22 protein-coding genes are annotated in these 23,456 nt (G+C 69.5%); 6 read left to right on the forward strand and 16 right to left on the reverse strand.

What is annotated here, in order from left to right; genetic code table 11:
- Positions 1 to 14: 14 nt before the first annotated feature.
- The 8 genes from FCI23_RS13910 to FCI23_RS13945 all read right to left on the reverse strand — a co-directional run bounded on the left by FCI23_RS13910 (position 15) and on the right by FCI23_RS13945 (position 9,462).
- On the reverse strand, positions 15 to 899 hold the full coding sequence (locus tag FCI23_RS13910; RefSeq protein ID WP_136723885.1) for an ABC transporter permease: 885 nt from the start codon (positions 897 to 899) through the stop codon (positions 15 to 17).
- Positions 896 to 1,651, reverse strand: a complete 756-nt coding sequence (locus FCI23_RS13915) for an ABC transporter ATP-binding protein (protein ID WP_136723886.1) — start codon at positions 1,649 to 1,651, stop codon at positions 896 to 898. The genes FCI23_RS13910 and FCI23_RS13915 overlap by 4 nt, the downstream gene beginning before the upstream one ends.
- A 650-nt stretch (positions 1,652 to 2,301) precedes the next feature.
- A complete protein-coding gene (locus FCI23_RS13920; protein WP_136724046.1) occupies positions 2,302 to 3,165 on the reverse strand; it encodes an N-acyl homoserine lactonase family protein in 864 nt (287 codons plus the stop codon).
- 70 nt (positions 3,166 to 3,235) lie between these two features.
- Positions 3,236 to 4,849, reverse strand: a complete 1,614-nt coding sequence (locus FCI23_RS13925; protein WP_136723887.1) for an ABC transporter substrate-binding protein — start codon at positions 4,847 to 4,849, stop codon at positions 3,236 to 3,238.
- Positions 4,846 to 5,484 carry a cysteine hydrolase family protein gene (locus FCI23_RS13930; RefSeq protein ID WP_136723889.1) on the reverse strand — a complete coding sequence of 213 codons (639 nt, stop codon included), beginning with the start codon at positions 5,482 to 5,484 and terminating at the stop codon, positions 4,846 to 4,848. The genes FCI23_RS13925 and FCI23_RS13930 overlap by 4 nt, the downstream gene beginning before the upstream one ends.
- 46 nt (positions 5,485 to 5,530) lie before the next feature.
- The gene (locus FCI23_RS13935) at positions 5,531 to 6,526 is read right to left on the reverse strand and encodes an ABC transporter permease (RefSeq protein ID WP_211265320.1); all 996 of its coding nucleotides are present in this window, start codon (positions 6,524 to 6,526) and stop codon (positions 5,531 to 5,533) included.
- 41 nt (positions 6,527 to 6,567) lie between these two features.
- Positions 6,568 to 7,440 (reverse strand): ABC transporter permease, encoded by an 873-nt coding sequence (locus FCI23_RS13940; RefSeq protein WP_136723891.1) that lies wholly within the window; start codon positions 7,438 to 7,440, stop codon positions 6,568 to 6,570.
- Complete coding sequence (locus tag FCI23_RS13945) at positions 7,441 to 9,462, reverse strand: dipeptide ABC transporter ATP-binding protein (RefSeq protein ID WP_136723893.1); 2,022 nt, start codon at positions 9,460 to 9,462, stop codon at positions 7,441 to 7,443.
- A gap of 1,487 nt (positions 9,463 to 10,949) precedes the next feature.
- Between FCI23_RS13945 and FCI23_RS13955 the strand changes: the two genes are divergently transcribed.
- From FCI23_RS13955 to aroA, 3 genes are all read left to right on the forward strand, one after another.
- Positions 10,950 to 11,159: a ribonuclease domain-containing protein gene (locus FCI23_RS13955; protein ID WP_265737744.1), complete on the forward strand. Its 210-nt coding sequence runs from the start codon at positions 10,950 to 10,952 to the stop codon at positions 11,157 to 11,159.
- A 78-nt stretch (positions 11,160 to 11,237) separates the two neighbouring features.
- Positions 11,238 to 12,431, forward strand: a complete 1,194-nt coding sequence (locus tag FCI23_RS13960) for a cytochrome P450 family protein (RefSeq protein WP_136723895.1) — start codon at positions 11,238 to 11,240, stop codon at positions 12,429 to 12,431.
- Between the two features lie 69 nt (positions 12,432 to 12,500).
- Positions 12,501 to 13,739 carry a 3-phosphoshikimate 1-carboxyvinyltransferase gene (gene aroA / locus FCI23_RS13965; protein ID WP_136723897.1) on the forward strand — a complete coding sequence of 413 codons (1,239 nt, stop codon included), beginning with the start codon at positions 12,501 to 12,503 and terminating at the stop codon, positions 13,737 to 13,739.
- On the opposite strand, the gene FCI23_RS13970 is transcribed toward aroA, so the two are convergent.
- Positions 13,708 to 14,424, reverse strand: a complete 717-nt coding sequence (locus FCI23_RS13970; RefSeq protein WP_136723899.1) for a hypothetical protein — start codon at positions 14,422 to 14,424, stop codon at positions 13,708 to 13,710. The genes aroA and FCI23_RS13970 overlap by 32 nt on opposite strands.
- A 222-nt stretch (positions 14,425 to 14,646) precedes the next feature.
- Here FCI23_RS13970 and FCI23_RS13975 point away from each other — a divergent pair, with 222 nt between their 5' ends.
- The gene (locus FCI23_RS13975) at positions 14,647 to 15,174 is read left to right on the forward strand and encodes a hypothetical protein (RefSeq protein ID WP_136723901.1); all 528 of its coding nucleotides are present in this window, start codon (positions 14,647 to 14,649) and stop codon (positions 15,172 to 15,174) included.
- Complete coding sequence (locus tag FCI23_RS13980; protein ID WP_136723902.1) at positions 15,171 to 15,932, forward strand: hypothetical protein; 762 nt, start codon at positions 15,171 to 15,173, stop codon at positions 15,930 to 15,932. Before FCI23_RS13975 ends, FCI23_RS13980 begins: the two co-directional genes overlap by 4 nt.
- A 76-nt stretch (positions 15,933 to 16,008) precedes the next feature.
- On the opposite strand, the gene FCI23_RS13985 is transcribed toward FCI23_RS13980, so the two are convergent.
- On the reverse strand, positions 16,009 to 16,533 hold the full coding sequence (locus FCI23_RS13985; protein ID WP_136723904.1) for a hypothetical protein: 525 nt from the start codon (positions 16,531 to 16,533) through the stop codon (positions 16,009 to 16,011).
- Positions 16,534 to 16,788: 255 nt separating this feature from the next.
- Here FCI23_RS13985 and FCI23_RS13990 point away from each other — a divergent pair, with 255 nt between their 5' ends.
- On the forward strand, positions 16,789 to 17,214 hold the full coding sequence (locus tag FCI23_RS13990) for a DUF4259 domain-containing protein (RefSeq protein WP_136723906.1): 426 nt from the start codon (positions 16,789 to 16,791) through the stop codon (positions 17,212 to 17,214).
- A 174-nt stretch (positions 17,215 to 17,388) separates the two neighbouring features.
- Here FCI23_RS13990 and FCI23_RS13995 read toward each other — a convergent pair whose 3' ends face one another.
- The 6 genes from FCI23_RS13995 to FCI23_RS14020 all read right to left on the reverse strand — a co-directional run bounded on the left by FCI23_RS13995 (position 17,389) and on the right by FCI23_RS14020 (position 23,453).
- A complete protein-coding gene (locus FCI23_RS13995; RefSeq protein ID WP_136723908.1) occupies positions 17,389 to 18,255 on the reverse strand; it encodes a TIM barrel protein in 867 nt (288 codons plus the stop codon).
- Positions 18,252 to 19,310 carry a Gfo/Idh/MocA family protein gene (locus FCI23_RS14000; protein WP_136723909.1) on the reverse strand — a complete coding sequence of 353 codons (1,059 nt, stop codon included), beginning with the start codon at positions 19,308 to 19,310 and terminating at the stop codon, positions 18,252 to 18,254. Before FCI23_RS14000 ends, FCI23_RS13995 begins: the two co-directional genes overlap by 4 nt.
- A gap of 138 nt (positions 19,311 to 19,448) precedes the next feature.
- Positions 19,449 to 20,303 (reverse strand): sugar phosphate isomerase/epimerase family protein, encoded by an 855-nt coding sequence (locus tag FCI23_RS14005; protein ID WP_136723911.1) that lies wholly within the window; start codon positions 20,301 to 20,303, stop codon positions 19,449 to 19,451.
- A gap of 42 nt (positions 20,304 to 20,345) precedes the next feature.
- Positions 20,346 to 21,365, reverse strand: a complete 1,020-nt coding sequence (locus FCI23_RS14010) for a Gfo/Idh/MocA family protein (RefSeq protein ID WP_136723913.1) — start codon at positions 21,363 to 21,365, stop codon at positions 20,346 to 20,348.
- Between the two features lie 128 nt (positions 21,366 to 21,493).
- Entirely contained in the window at positions 21,494 to 22,408 is a 915-nt protein-coding gene (locus tag FCI23_RS14015) for a sugar phosphate isomerase/epimerase family protein (RefSeq protein ID WP_136723916.1), read from the reverse strand.
- 163 nt (positions 22,409 to 22,571) lie between these two features.
- A complete protein-coding gene (locus FCI23_RS14020) occupies positions 22,572 to 23,453 on the reverse strand; it encodes an ATP-binding cassette domain-containing protein (RefSeq protein WP_136723918.1) in 882 nt (293 codons plus the stop codon).
- Between the last annotated feature and the right edge of the window lie 3 nt (positions 23,454 to 23,456).

A 23,456-nucleotide genomic window follows, 5' to 3' on the forward strand; every position in this document is an offset into this window, starting at 1 on the left:
TCGAGGAGCAGGAGTTAGCGGGGATTGCGGCGGCGAACGATGCGGTTCTCGAGGAGATCGAGGCCCCAGAACAGGACCAGGCCGACGAGGGAGGACAGCAGCAGCGAGGTCAGCAGCTGCTCGGTCTGCAGGTTCTGCCGGTAGACGTCGATGAGTCGTCCGATCCCGGGGTTGCCCTGGCGGAAGAAGAAGTCGGCGATGATGGCGCCGATGACTGCCAGTCCTGCGGAGATCCGGAATCCGGTCAGGATGGCGGGCAGTGCCGCAGGCAGCTGCAGAAAGAGGAGCCGCTTGAAACGGTTCGCCGCGTAGAGCGAGAAGAGATCGTGCAGGCCCGCTTCGACCGACTTCATGCCGAACAGGGTGTTGGTGATGATCGGGAACAACGGGATCAGCACACAGACGATGACCCGGCTCTTGAAGTCGAATCCGAACCAGAACCCGAACAGCGGCACCACCGCCAGGATGGGGATCGTCTGCAGCGCCACCGCGTACGGATAGACGGAGTACTCCACCCATCGGGCCTGGCTCATGAGGATACCGAGCGCGACACCGATGACCATGGAGATGGCCAGTCCGGTCAGCGCCACGCTAGTGGTCGTCCAGAGCGCGGAGAGGATTTCGCTGAGGTTCTGCCAGTCCAGCAGGCCGACCTTCAGCACTGACAGCGGCGGCGGCAGGAGGAAACGGCTGGTGGGATCGATGAGATGGTCGCTGGCGTAGGTCCACAGCCCGAGAACCAGCGCGAAGACGACCACTGGAGCGAGGATCCGGGCGAGGGAGCCCCGCCGCGCCCGGCCGTGGTCCGGGCCTGGGGTCCCAGCCTTCGGTGGGCGCCCGGGCGGAGCGGGAGCGGACGGCTCGGCGACGGGTGCCGGCAGGCCGGATGCGGCACTCATGCGGCTACCTCGCAGGCCTCGCGCAAGGTCTTCGAGACCGTGGCGGCCACTTCGGCGAATTCCTGCGTGTAGCGCAACCCGGGTTCGCGGGGGTAGTCGAACGGTACCGGGATGTCCGCCAGGATCCGGCCCGGCCGCGCCGACATCACGATGACCCGGGTGGCCATGAAGACCGCCTCGGTCACCGAGTGCGTGACGAAGAGCCCGGCGAACGGCTCGGCCTCGAACAACGCGTTGAGGTCCTCGTTCAGCCGCTCGCGTGTGATCTCGTCAAGTGCGCCGAACGGCTCGTCGAAAAGGAACAGCTTCGGCTGCAGGGTCAGTGCCCGTGCGATGGAGACCCGCATCCGCATCCCGCCGGAGAGCTGGGCGGGCCGGTGCCGCTCAAAGCCGCCGAGACCGACCCGGTCGATCGCCGCCCGGGCGCTTTCGCGGCGCGATGCCTTGGGTACGCCGGTGAGCTGTCCGGGCAGTTCGACATTGTGCAGCACGCTCCGCCAGGGCAGCAGCGTGGCGTCCTGGAAGACGTACCCCAGGGCGTGATGGCTGGTGGTGACGGCGCCCATGCCGGCCTTCTCGAATCCCGCGACGAGCCGGAGCAGGGTGGACTTGCCGCACCCGGACGGGCCGACGAGCGCGACCATCTCCCCGGCCGAGACGGTGACCGAGACGTCGTCCAGAGCGTGGGTGCCGTCGGGGAAGGCCAGCGAGACCTCCTCGACCCGTATCTGCGGGGGGCCGGTGGTTTTCATGTCATTCCTCAGGTTCGGTCGTGCGGGGGACCATCCGGCAGCTTTGGACGACGTAGCAGCGGTCCGGTCGGCGGTCGAGAAGCACGCTGCCGGCCACCCCGGGTGGGCCGGTAAGCACCTTGAGGGATTTGAGTACGACCGCATTACGGTATACCGCTAACTTTGTATCGTGTGCGTTACGGGATCCTCACCGTCCGGAGGGGGCAGTCACAGCCCGAGCTGTTCCGGGGCACGCCAAGCTGCGGACCGGTTGACGGGGGGCGTCTCATCGCTTCTTCGGGCCGGTTGCCGGGCGCCCGCTGGGCTCCACCTCCAACCTCATCAACAACGCGGCCCCGGGCCGGGCGCACCTCGCGAACCTCACGCCGTTTGCCACCACCAGAGACCAGTGCAGCGCCCGCACCGCCGTGACGGGGTGCGTTGTCGTACCGAACACGAGAGAGGCGCCGGACTCCCTCGGGAGGCGGCGCCGCTCAGCGGTTTCGTCGCGGACTGCGGACCGTCCTACGGTCAGCTTCGGCGCAGTGCGGGCATCGGGAGGGCCGGCTACGGCACCGAGTCTCCCATTAGGCGGCATGCGGCATCCCCCATGCCGGCCCTCCGAGGCCGTCTACCCGCGGGCCAGGCCCGCCCGCGGGTAGACGCTGTTCTCAGGCGTGCACGTGTGATCCATGCACGTGTGACCCGTGCAGATGTGACCGCGTGACTGCGAAGCGGTCCGCGAGCTCGTGGGTCAGCGCCGGCCACACGACGGGGTCGTGCCCGGGAATGAGGCGGTAGCCGCGCTCGGCGGCGATCCGCTTGAGCCGGCGGATCGGTTCGACGGTTTCGGCCGGATCGACGCCGATCACGCCTCCGACGGGCAGCTCGTGCTCGATGTTCTCGGTCAGATCAGCGGCGTCGAAGGCGAACACAAAGCCGCCGCCGCCCACCGACTCGTCCAGATCGACCACAAAGCTCTGGTGCCCTGGCGTGTGCCCGGCGGTGAGCACGGCGGTCACCCCCGGAGCGATCTCGACGTCGCCCGTGGCGGTGCGCCAGTCGATCCGCGGGTCGTCGAAGTCGATCCGGAATATCCCGTGCTGCTCCGGCTCGGGGTGGTTCGAGAGCCCGTAGTCGAGCTCCGCGCCCTGCACGTGCACCGGTACCCGGCCGGCGAAGTGCTTCAGCCCGCCGGCATGGTCGAGGTGCAGGTGGCTCAGGCCAACCGCGTGAATGTCGTCCATGTCGATGCCCGCCCTGCCCAGCGCCTCCTCCAGCGGCTCCCCCGGGCCGGGAAGGATCGCCCCGAAGCCGGGCCTGCCGTGGAAGCGGCGGCGCAGGACGGGGTCGTTGATGAGCGCCGAGTTGAAGCCGGTGTCCAACAGGAGCCAGCCGCCGTCGCAGCGCAGCAGCACTCCGGGGACTGGTTCACGCATCCGTTGCTCGGGCGGCGCGCCATGCACGGACACCGACTTCGGCAGGTCCTCCCAGCCCAGGGTGAGCAGCACGATCTCCCGTACGCCAGTGGCCATGTTCATTCCTCCTGTCTCGTCGGCTCCGCCGTCCATGTGCGGACGGCGGAGCCGTTGGGATGGTAAGCGGTCAGCCGACGGAGAGAGTCGCCAGGTTCAGCGTGTTCACCGTGCTCACCACATGCGACTCGGCGACGCCCTTCAGCCAGGGCTGGGCGACCATGAAGTCGTCCTCGTTGATCAGGTTGTCCCAGCACCCGGACTGCGCGGCGAGCTGCCCGACCTGGGAGAAGACGGAGTTGCTGCCAGTCGACAGTCCCTGGCCGACCAGCTTGTCGAGCTGGGGCGTGGAGCACTGGAAGTAGTTCAGACCGCCGCCGGTGACGTAGCTGATGTGCGCCCACATGTACGGCGGCGCTGCGTCAGGCCAGCCGGTCGTCAGGAGCATGTCCGGCGCGCCCCTGAGGTTCGTGACCCAGCCGAAGATCTGCGAAGTCGGGTAGCTCTGCACCTTCACGGTCACGCCGTAGTTGGCCAGCTGCGCAGAGAGCAGGTTCGCCACCACCTGGTTGTCCGACTGGCCGGAGTCGTAGCCGACGGTCAGCGTGCGCTGGGATGCCGGCAGCGACTGCACGATCTTCTGCAGCGCGGAGGGGCTGTAGGGGATGTTCTGCTTGGCCAGGCCCGGTGCCATCACGTTCGCCGGGTATGCCTGGGTCGATTTGGTCGCCCGGCCGGCGAAGACCTGGTTGTATATCTGGTCGACGTTGACGGCCTGCAGGAGCGCCTGCCGGTTGGCCTGGTTGGTGAGCATCGCGCTGTGCGGGTTGACGTAGAGGAAGTCCGACATCATGGTCGGCAGCGAATAGGACTTCAGGGTTGTGTTCTTGCGGTAGGCCTGCACCGCGGACTGCGGCAGATCGTGCATGACGATCGCCAGGTCGCCCTTGTTCAGCAGCAGCTGCTGGGTGGAGGTGTCGGCCTGCACGGGGATGTCCACGGTGGTGAAGTAGGGCTTGGCGCCCCAGTACTTCGCATACGCCTTGAGCTGGTACTGGGAGCCGGTCTTGGCCTCGGTGAGCTGGTAGGGGCCGGTGCCGAGATCGTTGGTGCGCAGATAGGTCTGGGCATGGTCCTTGCCGGCATGCTGGGTCAGCCCGGTCGGGCTCATCATCTTCGGACCGTACGGCGAGGCCATGTAGTCGGGGAACTGAGCGTTGGGCTGCTTGAGCGTGACGGTCACACTGTAGGGGCCCTGGGCGGTCACCGATTTGACGTCTTGGACCATATAGGCCGGCCCTGAGTTGACCGCGAGCCGGCGGGCGAAAGAGGCCTCGACGGCCGCCGAGGTGAAGGGCGTTCCGTCGTGGAAGGTCACCCCGTGGCGCAGCTGGAAGGTGAAGACACTGTTGTTCTTCGATGCCTTCCAGCTTGTCGCGAGGTTGCTGATGATCTTCGGCTGGGCGGTTCCGGGCTGGTACTGCAGCAGCCCCTGGTAGGTGTTGTTGGTGAGCATCAGCCCCTGCCCGGCGTAGTAGATGTCCGGGTCGGGCGGCTGTCCGGGGTCCTGCAGGAAAGCGAGCTTGAGCACGTGGTCGGTGGGTGCGGCGCCACCCGTCGGTTGCGATGAGCTGGACTGCGATGAGCACGCGCTCGCGAGAAGCATGCCCAGACCGGCGACGATGGCACCGGCCGCCCGGATCCGGGACTTGCGCCTGGCCAATGGTGCGTTGCTGGTCGTCATATCAGTGTCTCCGCTGGGGCCGGGCTCCGCTCGGCGGCCAGCCGAGCGAAGGCATCAAGAATCCGCGTAGTTGTCCGGCGCGCGCCCGCCTGCAAGTACTCCATCGCTTCCAGCGCCGCGTCGTGCCGGGCCTGGTTGGAACCGCCGACGCAGTCCTCGACCACGCGGACGTAGTAGTCGCGCTGGTGCGCGTCGGCGAAGGTGTAATGGACGCACACGTCCGTGTACACACCGATGAGCACCAGCGTGGAGACTCCCAGCCCGCGCAGCAGGATCTCGAAGTCGGTGCCGATGAAGCCGGAGTAGCGGCGCTTGACGATATGGGCCTCACCCGGCGCGGGCCGCAGGGTCGGCCACAACTCGGTCGACTCCTCGCCCTCCACGCAGTGCGGCCCCTCGGCACCGTCCAGCTCACGGCCGAAATCCACGCCGCTGCGCCGGTGCACCTCCTGGAAGAAGACCACTGGCACCTGTGCCTGGCGGGCAGCCGCGACGAGCTGTTCGGCCCGTTGGACGCGCTCCTGCCAGCCGGGCATATGCGTGATGCCGGCGATGTCGGGCGGCATCGAGATACCGCGCTGGATGTCGATGACGATCAGCGCGGGATCGCCGACGAACAGGGGTTGCTGGGGCAAGTGATCTCCTTGCGGTCTGGGGTGTGGTGCCGGGTCGCGCGTCTTGTCAGACATCGATCCGCGGATCCGCGGCGGCCTGCAGCAGGTCCACCACCGTGTTGATCAGGACGTAACCGATTCCCAGCACAAGCGTCACGGCGGCGATGGCCGGGAAGTCCGCGACCGGGATGCTCTGGGTCATGTACTGGCCCATGCCGGGCCAGGAGAAGACCTGCTCGATGACGAGTACACCGCCGAACATCAGACCCGCCTGAAGGCCTGTCATGGAAAGTGCGGGGCCGATCGCGTTGCGGATCACATGCCGGATGAGCACCTGCCGCTCCCGCTGCCCCTTCGCCCGAGCGGTGCGCGCGTAGTCGCTGCGGAGCTCGCTGACCAGACTCGACCGCAGCACCCGTCCGATCGACACGGCGGGGCCGATCGCCAGCGCCAGGGCAGGCAACAGCAGGTGGCTCAGCGCGTCGGTGACGACGTTGAATTGGCCGGCGAGGAGCCCGTCGATGGTCAGCAGGCCGGTGGGGCCGGTTGGCGGATTGGGGATGCTGGTCCGCCCTGTCGCTGGTAGCCACCCCAGGTTCACGAAGAACACCAGGATTCCGCCGATCGCAAGCAGGAACGGTGGCGTTGACGCGCCGACGAACAGGATCAGCCGGAACAGCCAGGCGCCCGGCCACCGCAGGGTCGTGGCGACAGCCAGCAGCACGGCAAGGATGAGCGCGAATATCAATCCGTACAGCGTCAGCTCGGCGGTGGCGGGGAAGGCCGTCCCGAGGTCGGAGCTGAGCGGATTGCGCGTGCGGTAGGAAGTGCCGAGATCGCCATGGAACAGCCCGGCCAGGTAGTGCAAGTACTGCGCGGTTATCGGCTGGTCCAGGCCGAGAACGTGCCGCTCCGCGGCGACTGCCTGGGCCGACGCGCTCTGGCCGAGCATGGCGTGGACCGGGTCGAGCGGCGAGATCTTCTGCAGCCCGAACATCACGGCGGTAAGAGCCAATATGATCACGACCATGGCGCCTAGGCGCTTGCCTGCCAGTTGGAGCACAGGGGACTCCTTGGGTAGTGGGAGTGGTGGGACGGCGTGACCTATCGGTCTTCCATGAGGTTGCGGATGGCGTCGCCCGCCAGATTTCCGACCATGGCCAGCACCAGCACGGCCACACCCGGCATCGTCGGAATCCACCACTGCTGCAGCAAGTACGACAGATTGCGCGCGGCGTCGGCGCCGAGCTCCGGGGTAGGGGCCGGCTGCCCCAGCCCGAGGAACGACAGCGCGGCCAGGGTGAGGATGAGGTTGCCCACATCCAGGCTCGCGGTGACCACGGTCGCGGGCACCGCGCCGGGGGCCAGGTGCCGTAGCGCGACGCGGAACGTTCCCGCACCGGCGAGCCGGGCGGCCTCCACATGTGGCCTGGCGGCCAGCGCGCGGACCTCACCACGGACGATGCGGGCATAGAACGGCCACCACACGATGGAGACAGCGAGCAGCGTGTGGACGAACCCGGGGCCGAGCGCGGCCACGATGGCGATCGCCAGCACCGGAGCGGGCAGTGCCAGGAAGCCGTCGGTGATGCGCATCAGTACGTTGTCCACGATGCCGCCGAAGGTCCCGGCGACCAAGCCGATGATCCCGCCGACGATCACGCCGCCGGCTATCACGAGCAGCGCCGCGAACCAGCTGGCCCGCAGACCGTACAGCACTCGGCTGAGCACGTCGCGGCCGATACCGTCGGTGCCGAGGAGAAATCCGCCCTGACCTGGGGCGAGTTGCGGCTGACCCACCGGTTGCAGGGGGTCATGCGGGGCGAGCACGGGTGCGAGGAGGGCGACCAGCGTGACCACGCCCAGCAGCCCCGCGACCGACCAGTTGGCCCATCGGGCGGCGTTCGCGGGCAGCAGCCGGCCGCTTCGCCGCCGGGCAGCGGGCGGAGCGGCAGGATGAGGTTCGGCCACGGCCATTTAAATCAACTCCGGTTTCAGGCAAGCCACAGCGCGATCGTGCGCCGTGCGCAGCCGCACCGGCCGCAGCCTGAGCTCCGAGTCGGCGCAGGCGTCGTCGGCCAGCGGGCAGCGGGGGTGGAAGGCGCAGCCGGACGGGGGCGCCAGCGGGCTGGCCGGCTCGCCGGTCAACACCATGGGGGCGGCCCCTGCCTCGGGCACCGCGCTGAGCAGCGCCTTGGTGTACGGGTGCGCGGGCTTGCTCACCACGCGCTCGGCCGGCCCCAGCTCGACGATATTGCCGAGGTACATCACCGCGATGCGGTCGCCGACGATGCGGGCAACGGACAGATCATGCGTCACAAAGACCACGGCCATGCCCAGTTGGCGCCGCAGTTGGCCGATGAGGTTGAGTACGCCTGCGGCCAGCGACACGTCCAGTGCGCTGGTCGGCTCGTCGCACAGCAGCACTTGAGGAGGGATCACCGTCGCCCTGGCCAGGGCGACGCGCTGTCGCTGGCCGCCGGAGAGCTGGCGGGAGCGCGCCTGTGCCACCTCGGGGGGTAGCCCGACCTGCGCCAGGGCAGCCGCGACGCGCTCCTGGCGCTCGGCGCGGGACAGGCCCTCGCCGCGTAGCCGTTCATCGATCAGCGCGCCCACGGTCATCCACGGGGTCAGGGACGCGCCGGCATCCTGGAACACCATCTGCGGGCGGGTGCTCCCGCCCAGCGCGACCTCTCCGTGGTCGGCGCGCTCCAGCCCGGCCATGACCCGCAGCAGTGTCGACTTGCCCGAGCCGCTCTCCCCGACGATCGCCACCGACTCGCCGGCCGCCACGTCGAGGTCGATCTCGCGCAGGGCTTGCAGGTCCTTGCGCCGGCCGCGCCCGGCTTTGACCCGGAACGTCCTGCGGATCTGCCGCACCCGCACGGCCGACGCCGCGCCCGGGGCTTCCGCAGCGAACGGTGCGGTGGATTCGGGCTCGGCTGCGTCGGGGTCCGGGCGACGCGCCCGGACCACCTCGGCCGGGAGCACACACGCGCTCAGGTGCCCGGGTATGACCGCTACCGGATCGGGCAGGAGCTGGGTGCAATCGTCGGTGGCCAGGTCGCACCGTGGTTGGAAGGGACATCCGGGTGGCGGTGCGGCCGGGTTCGGGACCTCACCGCGAAGGGTCGTCAGCGTCCCGGTCCTGGGCGAGGTCAGTGACAGGCGGGAGCGCATCAGCCCCAGGCTGTACGGGTGTGCTGCGCTGCGCAGCACGGTGTCGGTCGGGCCGAGCTCGGCCAGTCGGCCCGCGTACATCACGGCGATCCGGTCCGCCACCTGTGCGGCCACGCCCAGGTCATGGGTGATGAGCAGGAAGCTGCACCCGATTTCATCGACCAGGGACCGCAGCAGGGTCAGCACCTGGCTCTGCACCATGACGTCCAGGGCTGTGGTGGGCTCGTCGGCAATCACCAGCGATGGGTTGCCGGCCACAGCCATGGCGATCATGACACGTTGCCGGAGCCCGCCGGACAGCTCGTGCGGGAAACTGGATATCCGCCGTTCGGCGTCGGGTATGCCAACGGCGCGCAGCAGCCGTATGGCCTCCTCGGTCGATCCAGCGGCCTCGATGACCTGCCGGCCGACGCGCATCGTCGGATTCAGCGATGTCATCGGGTCCTGGAATACGGAACCGAGATGCTCCTTCCGTACCCGCCTGCGAACGTCCGCTGAGCCATGCAGCATGTCCTTGTCGGCAACCGCGACCCGGCCGGAGGTGTGCTCCAGCGTGTCCTCGGGCAGCAGGCCCAGCAACGACATGCCAAGCACGCTCTTGCCTGAGCCGGACTCGCCGACCAGACCGAGGATCTCCCCGGGCCGGATGTCCAGGCTGACCCCGCGCACGGCGTGGATCCGCCGATTGCCCCGCCGGAAGGTCACCGCGAGGTTTTCGACCTCGGCGACCGTCCCGGGCCGCGCGGGGGAAGAGGACACGTCCGGATGCGACGGCGCCGCACCGGCCTCCTCTTCACCCGAGCTGACTTGACGCGTCATCCTTTGACTCCCTTGCTCCGCCACTGGCGTCCATAGCGACCGCGATGCCGGGCGCCCATTCCGCTTGCGCGGGTATGGGTGCGGCCCGCGGGTCGAGGGGCTGCCGGGAGACAGCACGACCCGTGGCGTCCGCCCGTCCCGTGGGCAGAATTCCGAACAGCAGCAAGGGACTTTGGGGCCATTCGTCCGGCAGTGCCTTACTCGTCGGTCAGATGGAGATCCAACGGCCGTCGTATTACCGGCCGTGATTGGCCAGATTTCAAACAAGTAAATGAGACGGTCTTACCGCATCGATCGCGTTAACTGTCTGCGGCCTGGCTGGCGATGTGCTCTGCTGCGGCACCCGAGCGGCTTGCCCCAACCCCGGACCGTCTACCGCTTTGCCCAGGACTTACGCCGACGCACCGCCGGCCGGGCAAGCAGGCCGCGAGCGGGGAGCCCCGGTCGTCCGCCACGGGGGAGGCGGACGACCGGGGCCGTCATGTGCCGCATCAGGATGCGGCCCCGCCCCAACCGGCATTCCCCCCACGGGAAACGCCAGACCGGGACAGAAACTCGCTCACGGTTCGGGTCCGGGGCGAAGGACGGTCACTGCCTGAACAGCATGTCCACCTACCACAGCGCCGCCGGGCCCAGAAGTGTCACACCTGGCAGCGGCGATTTCTGAGAAATCGCCACGCTCGATGCCCTCGCCGCGCCCGCGAGGGTGACGCGCTCGTGGGTGTCCCGCTTTGGCAAATGAACGCCGTAGGGCCCCGGGCGGTGTGGCCGCGCCCGGGGCCCTGCGGCGGCTGCCGTCGCATTAGCAGCGGTAGCCGGATGGCGGTAGCCCGATCAGGGACGGACGATCACGGGTAGTTGGCGAGGTAGGCGATGAGGGGCCCACCTCCAACACGACCGGCGAGTGTGACCGGAACGCCACTCTCAGCCCGAACACCGGTCACACCCTGACTGCCTATCTCCAGGGCAACTACGCCTACGTCGGCGTCAGCGACGGAGCGACCGCCAGCACGTGGGCATCCGGCACTGGTTGGACAAAGCTGACGGTGCCGTTCACCACCGACTCCACCGGCAAAGTCACCGTCTACATCCACGGCTGGTACTGGACGCCAGGGACTTGGACGTCCGTGCAGGCAAGCACCTGTACCTGCACGTGTCGCCTGATCTGCTGGGGCGGTTGATCACCGTCTCGTGAGTCGCCAGTCTAGGCAGCAGCTACATTAGCTTTCTCCACCAACTGGGAAGAGCAACGTACCGCAATAGGCTCCGTACTCCGGTCTAACTTCCAAGGTACGGAGCCTCGTTGTGTGCTCTCCTACGCGCGCCGTCGGCGGCCGAAGGGCCACCACACCACCCCGTCCGCAAGCAACCGAAAACGGACACGGCGGAAGCCGCTGGGAAGAGGCAGGCAGCGTAAAATGCCAAGCTGTTGCCGGTAGAGGTCGGCTGCCGCATCGAGTCCGAACAGGACGGAGCTCCGATCGCCTCTGCAACCCGTCCTAGCAGGTCACAACCGGTTCGCCCCCGTGGAGACGCAGGTCAGAAAGGCGCGGTCGAAGTACCACGAGTACACCGTCAAGACACCCGGCTCCTCCACCCGCGGCGCGCGCCGCATCATCACGGGGGAAGCCACCGACGAGGACTACTACACCGCCGACCACTACGCGTCGTTCTCCCCGATCGCCTTCGGCTGCTGAAGCACCGTCAGAGCACCCTTTCGCGGGACGGCGGCCCGGTTCCCCGCCGTCCGCCGTCCCGCGGGTTACGTTGGAGACATGGAAACGGTCGATCTGCGTTCATACGGCGGGCAGTTCACCGCCGACCCGTATCCGGTCTACGCCGAACTGCGGGCGCGGGGGCCGGTGCACCGGGTGCACACCCCGGACGCGGGCGACCTGTGGCTGGTCGTCGGGCATGACGAGGCGCGGGCGGCGCTCGCCGATCCGCGGCTGGCGAAGGACCCGCGGGTCATAAACGGCAACTCCTACGACGAGGAGTTCTTCGGACCGCACATGCTCCTGGCGGACCCGCCCCGGCACACCCGGCTCCGCAGGCTCGTCGCGAGGGAGTTCACCCCGCGCAGGGTGGAGGCGCTGCGGCCGCGGATCCAGGAGATCACCGACGGGCTCGTGGACGCCATGGTGTCCTCGAAGGACGGCGGGGCGGACGGCCGGGCCGACCTCGTCGAAGCGCTCGCCTTCCCGCTGCCGATAACGGTGATCTGTGAGCTGCTCGGCGTACCCGACCTGGACCGCGCGTCCTTCCGGGCCTGGTCGAGCGAGGCCGTGGCCCCCACCGGGGCAGAGGCCGAGCTGGCGGCGTTCACGCAGATGAGCGCGTATCTCGACGAGCTGATCGAGGACAAGCGCCGCTCACCGGGCGACGACCTGATGAGCGGGCTCATCCGCACCACCGGCGAGGACGGCGACCGGCTGTCCACCGCCGAACTGCGCGGCATGGCCTACCTGCTGCTGATCGCGGGCCATGAGACGACCGTCAACCTGATCTCGAACGGCGTGCGGGCGCTGCTCTCCCATCCCGGCCAACTCGCCGCACTCCGGGCCGACTTCTCCCTCCTCGATGGCGCGGTCGAGGAGATGCTGCGCTACGACGGCCCGGTCGAGACCTCGACCTTCCGCTTCACCGCCCGGCCCGTCGAGATCGGCGGCACCGTTATCCCCGCCCACGAGCGGGTGCTGGTCGCCCTCGCCTCCGCCGACCGCGACCCGGCGCGCTTCGCCGACCCCGACCGGTTCGACATCCGCCGGGACACCCGCGGCCATGTCGCCTTCGGCCACGGCCCGCATTTCTGCCTGGGCGCGCCGCTGGCCCGTGTGGAGGGCCGGATCGCGGTGCGCACCCTCCTGGAGCGCTGCCCGGACCTGGTCCTGGCCGCCGACCCTGGGGAGCTGGACTGGCTGCCGGGCATGCTCATCCGCGGGGTACGGAGCCTGCCGGTAGGGTTCTGAAAGACCGGCTGTCGCGCACGTAGAATCGGCGCGGTCAGCAACAGCCGCTCCAAGGCCGGGAGGCCCATCGTGTCCGTCGTCGCCGTACCGGGATCGAAGTCCGTGACAGCGCGGGCACTCTTCCTGGCCGCGGCCGCCGACAGCACGACCACCCTGCGGCGTCCGCTGCTCTCCGACGACACCGACGGCTTCGCCCAGGGCCTGACCGCCCTCGGCTACCACGTCCGGCGCACCCCCGACACCTGGCGCGTCACCGGCCGTCCGGCCGGGCCCGCCGTCCCCGAGGCCGACGTGTACTGCCGCGACGCCGCAACCGCCTCCCGTTTCCTCCCCGCCCTCGCCGCAGCCGGCCACGGCACATACCGCTTCGACGCCTCCCCGCAGATGCGCCGCCGCCCCGTCGCCCCGCTCACCACCGCGCTCCGGCAGCTGGGCGTCGACCTCAGCCACGACGAGGCCGACGGCCACCTCCCGCTCACCGTCAACGCCGACGGCATCAAGGGCGGTGAACTGGACCTCGACGCCAGCCTCTCCTCCCAGTTCCTCACCGCACTCCTCCTCACCGGCCCGCTGACTGCCGAGGGGCTGCGCATCAATGTCACCGGGCTCGTCTCGGCCCCGTACGTCGAGATCACCATCGCCATGATGCGGGCCTTCGGCGCCGAGGTCGCCCGCGATGGCAACGCGCTGATCGTCCCGCCCGGTGGATACCGCGCCGCCGACTACGCCATCGAGCCCGACGCCTCCACCGCCAGTTACTTGTTCGCGGCCGCCGCCCTGACCGGCCGCGAGGTCACCGTCCCCGGCCTCGGCACGAACGCCCTCCAGGGCGATCTGGCCTTCGTCGACGTACTAGGCCGCATGGGCGCCCGCGTCGACATCGGCCCCGACGCCACCACCGTCTGCGGCACCGGGCGGCTCGCGGGCGTCACCGCGAACATGCGCGACATCTCCGACACCATGCCCACCCTCGCCGCCATCGCCCCCTTCGCCGACGGCCCGGTCCGTATCGAGGACGTCTACAACACCCGCGTCAAGGAGTGCGACCGCCTCGAAGCCTGCGCAACGAACCTCCGCCGCCAGGGTATCCGCGTCGAGACCGGCCGCGACTGGATCGAGATCCACCCCGGCACCCCGGCTCGCGCCGAGATCGCCTGCCACGGCGACCACCGCATCGCCATGAGCTTCGGCACCGCCGCCCTCCGGATCCCCGGCGGCGTCACCTTCGACGAGCCGGGATGCGTCAAGAAGACCTTCCCCGAATTCCACGAGGTCTTCAGCGCACTGCGCCGCGACTGGAACCTGTGACGGCCTCCCGCCCCGACGCCCGCCGTCGGTGCTCCCCGCTCAGCACCAGCCCCGGCGACTCCTCGTCATACGCTCCACAAGCCGTCGCTGCCCACAGTGACCACTGCTGCGGCACGGAGTAGTACGGCACCAACACCCTCACGGTGCGCCGCTTCGCCTCCTGGACCGGCAGCAACGCGGGCAGCACATCCGGCAGTTGGCCGGCCAGGATCGCGTTGCGGCACGCCTCGCACGCCGGCCTGCGATCCGCGGCAGCCTGACGCGGGCCGGGGCGACGACGCCGCTTCGTACACACCGGCACCGGCCGCGCCGCGCCATGCAGCGGGTTGTAGAAACACCGGACCAGTTGCGCCGGCATCCGCCGCCCCTCACACCGTGCCCGCGCCATCTCCAGCCGCTCCACCGCCCGCTCGGCCAGCACCACGACGGCCGCCAGATCGGGCAGGTCCGCGGCCTCGTCCAGCAGCTTCCCGGCCGCCTGGTAGGCGTCCAGCGCCCATACGTAATCCCGCCGCGCCGCCCCATCGCCCTGGCCCGGCAGCAGTTCCGCGGTACGCACGATGTCGGCCGCGTCGGCCACCCGCGCGGACGCTGCGCGACGCAGCCGGTCGCGCAGCACCTCCCACTCCCGGAGGACCAGCTCCTGCTGCCGTCCGGGAGCACTGTTGTGAAACAGCCTTACCAATACAAACCACCACCGGCGAAACACGCGCCAGACTATCGCTGACCTTCCGCCCAGACCTTCAACGCCGCGAAGTCATCGTCAGTCAGACCGATCCCGGGGTCCACGTAGTGCAGCAGCGCCGGCCCGGCGTGGTTCGCGGCGACCCACGCCCTCGCCGCCCTCACCCAGGCCAACGACTGGACCCGGGCGGTGCTCTGCACCCTCGCCCGCCGAGGGGCCGCGATGCGCCGCGACGAACCCGAACGGGCCCGGGTACTGCTGGACATCCTCGGTCCCTGGCCCCTGTTCAAGGCCGCCCAGTTCCTCTTCGACCTCATGGAGTGGGAGGACTTCATGGTCGACGGCGAACCGCCACCCCTGCTCCCCCTCGACCGCACCGCCGTACTCGACCTCCCACTGAGCCTGGTGCGCGCCGTCGCCAGGGCCTCACTTGACGGCCTGCCAGGGGGCTGGGAGCCCGTCAAGCACGCTGCGAGCTCGCACCCAACAACGACACCAGCGCGGCCACCCCCGAACTCCCCGAGCTGGAATCGGGCTTCTACCTCTGTCGCGATGTCGTCCTCGGTGCCCTCGGCGCCGCCGGTCCTCTTCTGCCCGCACGTCTCACGTCAGGCCGACCCCCCGCCCCCGACGATCCGGCGCCGACGCAGGACGCGTCGCACACTCCGTCGACCGAACAACCGGCGCTCACCCTCACCTGTTCCGGCGGCCCCGCTGCTGCCGTCGCCGGCTCGGAATTCCCCGCCATGAGCGTCGCCGCCCGGGACACTGCCGGAAACCCCTTTGCCGGTCTGCTCGTTCGCTTCGACATCACTGGCTCCACCGGCTCGGCCTTCTCCGACGGCGCCGTCTCGTCCACCGCGACCACGGGGCCTGACGGCCTCGCATCCACGCCCCGCATCACCGCCGGCCCGACGCCGGGAGACTTCACCGTCCAGGCCACCGCCCCCGGTGACAGCTTTGTCGCCGGCGACTTCACCGTCCGGGCCGCTCCCGCGGCGCCCCAGTCCGAATCCGGCAACGTACTGCGGGACGCCAATCAGCTATACGTGTTCCAGGTGACGCAAGGGGCTCTGTTCACGCCTAGCGCCGCGGCGTGGCCGCAGGCAGAACCCGGCGGGGACAGTCTCATCTGCCTCGGTATCTGCTCGAAGCAGAACCTGCCGGTGCACATCGCGGATCTGCGGCAACGGATCACAGCCCCATCCGGCTTCGTATTCACCCACGTAGCGCAGTACGCGTGCTTCATGGAATTCGCGGGATGGGATCAGGTGCGGCCCAAGACGAGTCTCTCCTTCCGGCTGGAGGAAGGCGGCACCGTCTTGGTGGTGACCGGCGGCCTCAAGGTGCCCGCCTCGGGGCCCGACAAGCCGTTTCTGGGCTGGGGCCTGCACGTCAAGGCCACCATGGACGCCGTCCCCGGGCCGTCATCACCGGGGAAGGCGGAATTCGGTCAAACCGACCCCGTTACCCTCAGCGGCGAAATTCTTCCGACGAAGAACGTGTGACCCGGTGAGGAGGTGCCCCGCCGGTGCGGCGGCGGGGCGCTGTTGTGCATGTGGGGGGGGTATTTCAGGTGCTGGTTCAGCTGAGGCCGAGGTCGGCCAGGGCCGTGGTCCAGTCGTCGATGATGTGGGTCCGGGCCTGGGCGAGGGTGATGGTGCCCGCGCAGACGGCCTTCTTGAGCTTGTTCTCGACGGTGTCCTTGTTGGAGGCGGTCACGCTGCCGTACTGGGGCTCGGGCCAGAGGTTGAGCGCGCTCTTGGGTGAGCCGCCGAGTTCGAGGGGGACGAAGTGGTCCTCCTCGTAGTCCGAGGTGGAAGTGTCGGTGTAGCCGTACTCGACGATCTGCACCTTCTTCAGTGCCGTGGTGTACGAGCTGGAGGGCCGCACGGTGGCGGTCCAGCCGGAGACGCAGATGGTGGTGTCGATCGTCGACTGGGTGACGTCCGAGTTGAAGGCGCCGGGCTGGCAGCTCGGGTCCGGCAGTGGGAGGTAGGCCTGGCTGCAGGTGGCAGCGTGGGCGGTGCCGGTGCCGGCGGTGAGGCCGGCGGCGGCAAGGGCGACGGTGGAAACGGAGACGGCCAGAGGCCGGCGTATTCGGGACATGGTGGGGGTCTCCCGAGTGGATGCCCGGCAGAGTTCCGGGCGGTTGTGTGCATGACAGCACCTCCCGTATCTATGCGGGTAGACCCTTTACTTCGAGCGGACCTGTCTTGGTGAAAACTTTGTGCCGGGCATGACATATCAGGATGAGGCCATGGGCAACGCTTGGTTGGCCGGGCCTGCCGGGATTATCCGTCTGTCAGTGCCTGCTGGCAGGATGGGATCAGGCGAACAACTTCGGGGGGCTGGAGGCGGCACGTGGGTACCTGGGACGTAGGACCGTTCGACAACGACCGCGCGGCGGATTTCGTCGGGGATCTGGACGAGCTGCCCGAGCAGGAGCGTATCGGGGTCCTCCGCTCGGCTCTGGCGACGGCCGCGGGTGAGGCGGCGTACCTTGCGGACGACGAGGCGGTCATCGCGATCGCGGCGGCGGCCATCGTCTCCGCAGCGATGCCGGGCGGCACCCCGATCGACTGGTCGTACGGCCCCGAGCAGCCGATACCGCAGCTTCCGCACGATTTCGCGGCGCTGGCCGTCCAGGCCCTGGACCGGGTCCTCGGCGACGAATGCGAGACCAAGGACCTCTGGGAGCATTCGGGGGCCGGGCAGGAGTGGCTCGAAGGAGTCGACGGCATTCGCCAGACGCTGCGCTCCGCCGCCGAAGCAGGCCTCCCGGGCTGACCCGCCCTCGCCGGGCCGGCCGGAGCGGTACCGGGTGCCCCCGGCGCGGGTTCCGCGCCCTCTGCACCTCCCGGCCGAAGGTTGGGGGAGAGAGTCAGCCCGGAGGCGACCCCGACCCACCCACCGAACAAGGCGCCCCGCGCAACGGCGCAGGGCGCCTAAAACCCGGCCTAGCTAGACCGCTGCCAGCCACGCCAGTGAATCGCGGACGTCAGCGATCGGGCCGCCGCCCGGCGCGGGCTCGGCGTCGAGGACGGTGTCCTGCTCCATGACGTACCAGCCGCCGTAGCCGGCGCCTTCAAGGGCGCCGATCAGCGAGGCGAGGTCGATGCCGCCCTGCCCGAGGGGGCGGTACATGCCGCCCGAGACGGCGCCTGTGTAGGTCGCGCGGCCTTCGCGCACCGCAGAGGCGGCGCTGGGGTCGACGTCCTTGAGGTGGACGTGGACGATGCGTTCGGCGGCGCGCCGGGCGAGGGCGACGGGGTCGGTGCCGCCGACGAGCAGGTGGCCGGTGTCGAGGCAGAGCCCGACAGCGGAGCCGTCGAGGACGCGGTCGACTTCGCCGGGGCCTTCGACCATCGTGCCGACGTGGGGGTGCAACGACCCGGTGATGCCGACCGAGGCGGCAAGCTCGGCGAGCCGGTCGAGGTTGGAGAGCAAGGTCTTCCAGCCGAAGGCGTCAAGCTCGGGCCGGGCGTCGTAGCCGTCGAGCCCGGTGGCTGCGGCGAGCACAAGCGTGCCGGCGCCGGCGGCGGTGAAGCCCTCCAGGGCGGTACGGACTTCCGGCACCGGGTCGTGGGAGGGATCGTGCAGGACGACGGGCACGAACCCGCCGACGGCGGACATGCCGTGCGAGGCCAGCACGGCGGCCTTCTCGGCGGGGGCGTCGGGAAGGAAGCCGTCGGGTCCGAACTCGGTGGCCGCGAGGCCGAGCTCGGCCATCTCACGCAGCACCCGCTCAGGGGTCAGCTGGTGGCCCCAGCCCGGCACCTCGCAGACGCCCCAGGAAATGGGGGCCGCTGCCACACGGTCGAGCTTCACTGAACTACTCCTCGTGATGTCGTTCCGGCCGCGAGTTTGGCGGCCTGTTCCTCGATTTCGGCGACCGCGACCGGTCGCCGGTCCCGCCGGGAGACCTCGCAGGCCTCGGCGACAAACAGGGCCCGCAGGGCATCGCGCCCGTCGCAGGGGTTCGCGATCCCCTCAGTGACCACGCGGATGAAAGCCGCGAGCTCAGCGCGGTAAGCAGGGGCGAAGCGGTCCAGGAAGCCGGTCCAGGGGTTGGGGACGCCGGTCGCGCAGCCCCGTTCGACCGAGGTGACCGGGGTCCGGGCGTCCACGCCGACGGCGATGGTGTCGGCGGTGCCGCACAGTTCGAGGCGGATGTCGTGGCCGGCGCCGTTGTAGCGGGTGGAGGTGGCGGTGGCCAGCGCGCCACCGTCCAGGGTCAGCAGTACGGCGGCGGTGTCGACGTCGCCGGCCTCGCGGAAGAAGTCCGCGCCGCCGTTGGCGCCGATGGCGTAGACCTCGGTGATCTCCTGGCCGGTGACCCAGTGCAGGATGTCGAAGTCGTGGATCAGGCAGTCCCGGTACAGGCCGCCGGACAGCGGGATGAACTGCGGCGGTGGTGGGGACATGTCGGACGTCAGGGCCCTGGCGGTGTGCAGCCGGCCGATGCGCCCGCCGTGTACGGCTTCGCGGGCGGCGTGGTACCCGGCGTCGAAGCGGCGGTGGAAGCCCATCTGGAGGATCGTGCCGGCGGCCTCGACCTCGTGGAGGGCGGCCATCGTATCCGCCAGGTCGATGGCGATCGGCTTCTCGCAGAAGGTGGGCAGCCCGGCTCGGGCGGCGCGCTTGATCAGCTCGGCGTGGGATGCGGTGGCGGAGGTGATGACGACGGCGTCGACGGCCCCGGGCTCGAACACCTCGTCGACCGTTGCGACGGCCCGCGTCCCGGCTCCGAGCCGGGCGGCAGCTTCGGCCGCCCGCGTGGGATCGGCGTCGGCGATCAGCAGCTCGCGGACGTCGGCATGGGCGTGCAGGGTCGCCGCGTGGAAGGTTCCGATGCGGCCGACGCCGAGCTGGGCTACTCGCATGGGGTGCAGCCTTTCTGCCGGGCAGGGCATGGTGCGGGAGGGGGCGGCGGGGGGGGGGGGGGGGGGGGGGGGGGGGGGGGGGGGGGCCGGGGGGGGGGGCCCCCCCCCCCCCCACGCCAGGGACGTACGCCGCAGGTGTTACCAGCCTGCGACGTACTCGTTGATCTTGTCGCGCATGAAGAGCGACGACTCGCGGGCGCGCTCCTCCCACGCGAAGACGCACGCCGTGAGCGTCCCGTCGAAGCCGCCCGCGCGCAGCTCGCGGAAGAGCTCGTCGAAGTCCACCTCACCCTGGCCGATGTCGAGGTGCTGGTGGATCCGGACGGGGGAACCCGGCGGGTTGACGATGTAGCGCAGCCCGCTGGAGCCGTTGTGGTTGAAGGAGTCGGCGAGATGCACATGCGTCAGCAGGGAGCCGGCGTGCTTGATGATGCCGGGCGCGTCGTCGCCCTGGTGGAAGGTGTGCGGGGCGCAGTAGAGGAAGGACACCAGCGGCGAGTTGATGCCGCGGATGAAGTCCACCGCCGCGTGCCCGTCCTCGATGAAGTCGTCCGGGTGCGGCTCCAGGACGAGCTTGATGCCCTCCCGTTCGAAGACCGGCAGCAGCTCTTCCATCGACCGCCAGAACTGGCTCTCGGCCTTGTCCGCGGCCTCCGGGCGGCCGTTGAACTCGGAGTTCATCACATCCACCCCGAGGTCCGAGGTGATCTGGATGGCCCGCTTCCAGTAGCGTACGGCGGCCTGCCGCTCGTCCTCGTCGGCCGACGACCACTTGTAGAGGGGGAGTACGGAGGAGACCCCGACGCCCGCCGCGCTGAGCGCCTTGCGGAACTCCTGGACCGTGCCGTCGTCGACGCGCGGGTGCAGGAAGAAGGGGGTGAAGTCCTCGCGCGGCGAGAGTTCCAGCCACTCGTAGCCCAGCTCGGCGACGAGCGCGGGGAGTTCGAGCAGCGGGACGTTGCGGAACATGTACGGGTCGAGTGCGATCTTCATGGCGGAAGGCCTCTCAGGCGATCAGCGATCAGCGATAAGCGGTCAGCGGTAGAAGGCGGGGCGCTCGATCATCTCGACCTCGACACGCCCCCCCTCGGCCTGGGCGCGTACGCCTGCCTCGCAGACGGCCGCCGCCGCGTAGCCGTCCCAGGCGCTCGGGCCGGAGATCTCGCCGCGGCGGGTGGCGTCGACCCACTGCTGCACCTCGCGGTCGTACGCCTCCTCGAAGCGGGCCACGAAGTCCGGGGCGATCCCGCCGCCCCAGCGGCCGGCGGTGTTGACCAGTAGGCCGTGCTGGTCGCCGATTCGCGCAGTGCCCTTCTCACAGACGGCTTCTGCCTGTACCTGGTAGCCGTAACCGCAGCTGACGAAGATCTCCACGTCGACGAGCGAGCCACCGTCGGTCTCGAAGACGACGAACTGCGGGTCGTGCAGGCCCTCGGGAGCGTTGGAGGACGGGTTCGGGTGGTGGACGGTGACGGCGGTGATCTCCTGTTCGAGCAGCCAGCGGGTGACGTCCATCTCGTGCACGACCGAGTCGTTGATCAGCATCGCGTCGGTGAAACCGGGCGGGCAGTAGGCGTTGCGGTGCCGGTTGTGCAGCATCAGCGTCCGGCCCAGTTCGCCGCTCGACAGCACCCGCTTGAGCTCGATGTACTCGGCGTCGAACCGTCGCATGAAGCCGACCTGAACCCGCCGGTGGCCCAGCTTCTGCTCCGCCTCCAGCACTCGCAGCGCGGACACGGCGTCCGGGGTGAGCGGCTTCTCGCACAGCACCGGCAGATCGTGCCGGAAGGCCTCCAGCAGGGCGGCCTCGTGCGCCGGGCCGGGGGAGGCGATGAGTACGGCGTCGACTCCGGGGTCGGCCAGCGCCTCGGCCGGGTCGGTGTACGCCGCACAGCCCTTGATGCCGTCGGCGATGGCCTTGACGCGCTCGGCGTCGATGTCGACGACAGCGGCCACCCGCGCGCCGCTGATCACATCGGTGATACGGCGGACGTGGTCTGCGCCCATCTTGCCGGTGCCGATGACGGCTACGCCGAGTGTTCCGTGCTGAGTCATGTCGTCCCTCGAAATACTGGTGCTGACGGAGGTTGCAGCGGCCGGGTCCGGAGGCAGCCGGCGTCCCGGCGGCAGGCGCGGGTGTGGTGCTACTGGTGTTACGGGTGCTACGTGCCTGCCGGGACGGCCTACGCGCCGCAGCTGCTCAGGAAGCGGCGGGTGCGCTGGGCGATCGGCAGCGGCTGGTCGGGCGGGCAGGGGTACATGTCCTGCTCGACGATGGCGAAGATGTCGGTGCCGAGCTTCTGGGCGGCGGCCAGTACGGGGCCGAGCTCGGGCACTCCGGACGGCGGCTCGCACATCACGCCGCGCTTGACGGCCGGCCCGAACGGCACTTCGTTGGCTATGACATCGGCGAGGATCTCGGGGTCGACCTGCTTGAGGTGCAGATAGCCGATGCGCTCGCCGAAGGTCTCGATCAGCTTGACGTTGTCGCCGCCGCAGTAGGCGTAGTGACCGGTGTCGAGGCAGAGGTTGACCAGCGCCGAGTCGGTGCCGTGGAGGAAGCGCGTGACATTTTCCTCCGTGTCGATGTGGGTGTCGGCGTGCGGATGGACGACGATGTCGAGACCGAAGGTCTCGCGCACCTGACGCCCGAGCCGCTCCATGCCGGAGCAGAGATCCGAGAACTGCCCGGCGTTCAGCGTGTCGCTCTCGGTGCGCTCGCCGCTCGTCGGGTCGCGCCAGAACTCGGGGATGACGACGAGATGCCGGGCGCCCATCGCCTTCGTCAGCTCGGCGACCTGGCTGACATGCTCCCAGGTGGCGTCCCAGACGGCGGAGCCGCGATGAAGGGCCGTGAAGACCGTGCCGGCGGAGACGGTGAGCCCCCGGCGGGCGGTTTCGTCGGTGAGTCGGGCCGGGTCGGTCGGCAGGTAGCCGTACGGGCCCAGTTCGATCCACTGGTAACCCGACTGCGCGACCTCGTCGAGGAAACGCTGCCACGGCACCTGCTGCGGGTCGTCCGGGAACCAGACGCCCCACGAGTCGGGGGCCGACCCGATCCGGATCCGGTCGAGGACGGGGGAGGGGGCGGCGGTCATGAGGAGCGCTCCTCTCGTAGGTGCGGGTGGTCGGGCGCCCGCGAAGCTCCGTCGTGTGGAAGCTTCGCCGTCCGGAGGGCGGCCGTCAATACTTGGTCATGACATTCGGACGTCATGTCAGAAAGACCTTCGTGGGAGTGTCCGTGGACGGGCCTGGCCGCGGTCAGGACGCGGCACTCTGCTTGAGGTCCCCGACCTCGGGCAGCTCGTCCACCGCGACCCCTTGGACCTGCGCCAGCTCGTGCTTGAGCGCGGCGAGCTCGGCGCCGCCCGCCATGTGGTTGGTGAGCTCCTCCAGACTCACCTCACTGCGTCCGGCGCTCAGCTCCAGGGTGCCGAGCCGCAGCACCGTGAAGTGGTCGCCGACCATGTAGGCGTGGTGCGGATTGTGGGTGATGAAGATGACACCCAGGCCCCGGTCGCGGGCTGCGGCGATGTACTTGAGCACCACGCCGGACTGCTTGACGCCGAGTGCGGCCGTCGGCTCGTCCAGGATGAGCACCCGGGCGCCGAAGTAGACGGCGCGGGCGATGGCCACGGACTGGCGCTGGCCGCCGGAGAGGGTGCCGATGGGCTGCTCGAGGTCGTCGAGGACGATGCCCATGTTTCGCAGCTCATCGTTGGCGGTCTTCTTCATGGTGGCGATGTCGAGGCGGCGCACCGGCCAGGGGCCGCGGGTCACTTCGGAGCCGAGGAAGAAGTTCCGCCAGACCGGCATCAGGGGCACGGTGGCCAGGTCCTGGTAGACGGTCGCGATACCGAGGTCGAGGGCCTCACGAGGGCTGCCCAGTTTCACGGGCTTGCCGTCGATGAGGTATTCGCCCTCGCTGTGCTGGTGCAGACCCGAGATGATCTTGATGAGGGTGGACTTGCCGGCGCCGTTGTCGCCGAGGACGCAGGTCACCTTCCCGGGCGGGACGGCCAGGCTGACCCCGTGCAGGGCGCGGACGTTGCCGTAGGACTTGCCCGCGCCGCGGAGCTCCACGATCGGCTGCCCGTCCGCTGCCACGCCGTTCGTCTCGTCGGTTGTCACATCGGTTGTCATGGG

It is taken from the genome of Actinacidiphila oryziradicis (assembly GCF_005047355.1).
GTDB lineage: Bacteria > Actinomycetota > Actinomycetes > Streptomycetales > Streptomycetaceae > Actinacidiphila > Actinacidiphila oryziradicis.

What these genes read in the sequence shown, in the direction of transcription:
- FCI23_RS14015 (WP_136723916.1), bottom strand. Translation starts at nt 22,408, where the DNA reads ATGACCGCCGCCCCCTCCCCCGTCCTCGACCGGATCCGGATCGGGTCG.
- FCI23_RS14000 (WP_136723909.1), bottom strand. Translation starts at nt 19,310, where the DNA reads ATGCGAGTAGCCCAGCTCGGCGTCGGCCGCATCGGAACCTTCCACGCG.
- FCI23_RS13920 (WP_136724046.1), bottom strand. Translation starts at nt 3,165, where the DNA reads ATGGCCACTGGCGTACGGGAGATCGTGCTGCTCACCCTGGGCTGGGAG.
- FCI23_RS13985 (WP_136723904.1), bottom strand. Translation starts at nt 16,533, where the DNA reads ATGTCCCGAATACGCCGGCCTCTGGCCGTCTCCGTTTCCACCGTCGCC.
- FCI23_RS13925 (WP_136723887.1), bottom strand. Translation starts at nt 4,849, where the DNA reads ATGACGACCAGCAACGCACCATTGGCCAGGCGCAAGTCCCGGATCCGG.
- FCI23_RS13960 (WP_136723895.1), top strand. Translation starts at nt 11,238, where the DNA reads ATGGAAACGGTCGATCTGCGTTCATACGGCGGGCAGTTCACCGCCGAC.
- FCI23_RS13915 (WP_136723886.1), bottom strand. Translation starts at nt 1,651, where the DNA reads ATGAAAACCACCGGCCCCCCGCAGATACGGGTCGAGGAGGTCTCGCTG.
- FCI23_RS13945 (WP_136723893.1), bottom strand. Translation starts at nt 9,462, where the DNA reads ATGACGCGTCAAGTCAGCTCGGGTGAAGAGGAGGCCGGTGCGGCGCCG.
- FCI23_RS14010 (WP_136723913.1), bottom strand. Translation starts at nt 21,365, where the DNA reads ATGACTCAGCACGGAACACTCGGCGTAGCCGTCATCGGCACCGGCAAG.
- FCI23_RS13975 (WP_136723901.1), top strand. Translation starts at nt 14,647, where the DNA reads ATGCGCCGCGACGAACCCGAACGGGCCCGGGTACTGCTGGACATCCTC.
- FCI23_RS13940 (WP_136723891.1), bottom strand. Translation starts at nt 7,440, where the DNA reads ATGGCCGTGGCCGAACCTCATCCTGCCGCTCCGCCCGCTGCCCGGCGG.
- FCI23_RS14005 (WP_136723911.1), bottom strand. Translation starts at nt 20,303, where the DNA reads ATGAAGATCGCACTCGACCCGTACATGTTCCGCAACGTCCCGCTGCTC.
- FCI23_RS14020 (WP_136723918.1), bottom strand. Translation starts at nt 23,453, where the DNA reads ATGACAACCGATGTGACAACCGACGAGACGAACGGCGTGGCAGCGGAC.
- FCI23_RS13910 (WP_136723885.1), bottom strand. Translation starts at nt 899, where the DNA reads ATGAGTGCCGCATCCGGCCTGCCGGCACCCGTCGCCGAGCCGTCCGCT.
- FCI23_RS13980 (WP_136723902.1), top strand. Translation starts at nt 15,171, where the DNA reads ATGAGCGTCGCCGCCCGGGACACTGCCGGAAACCCCTTTGCCGGTCTG.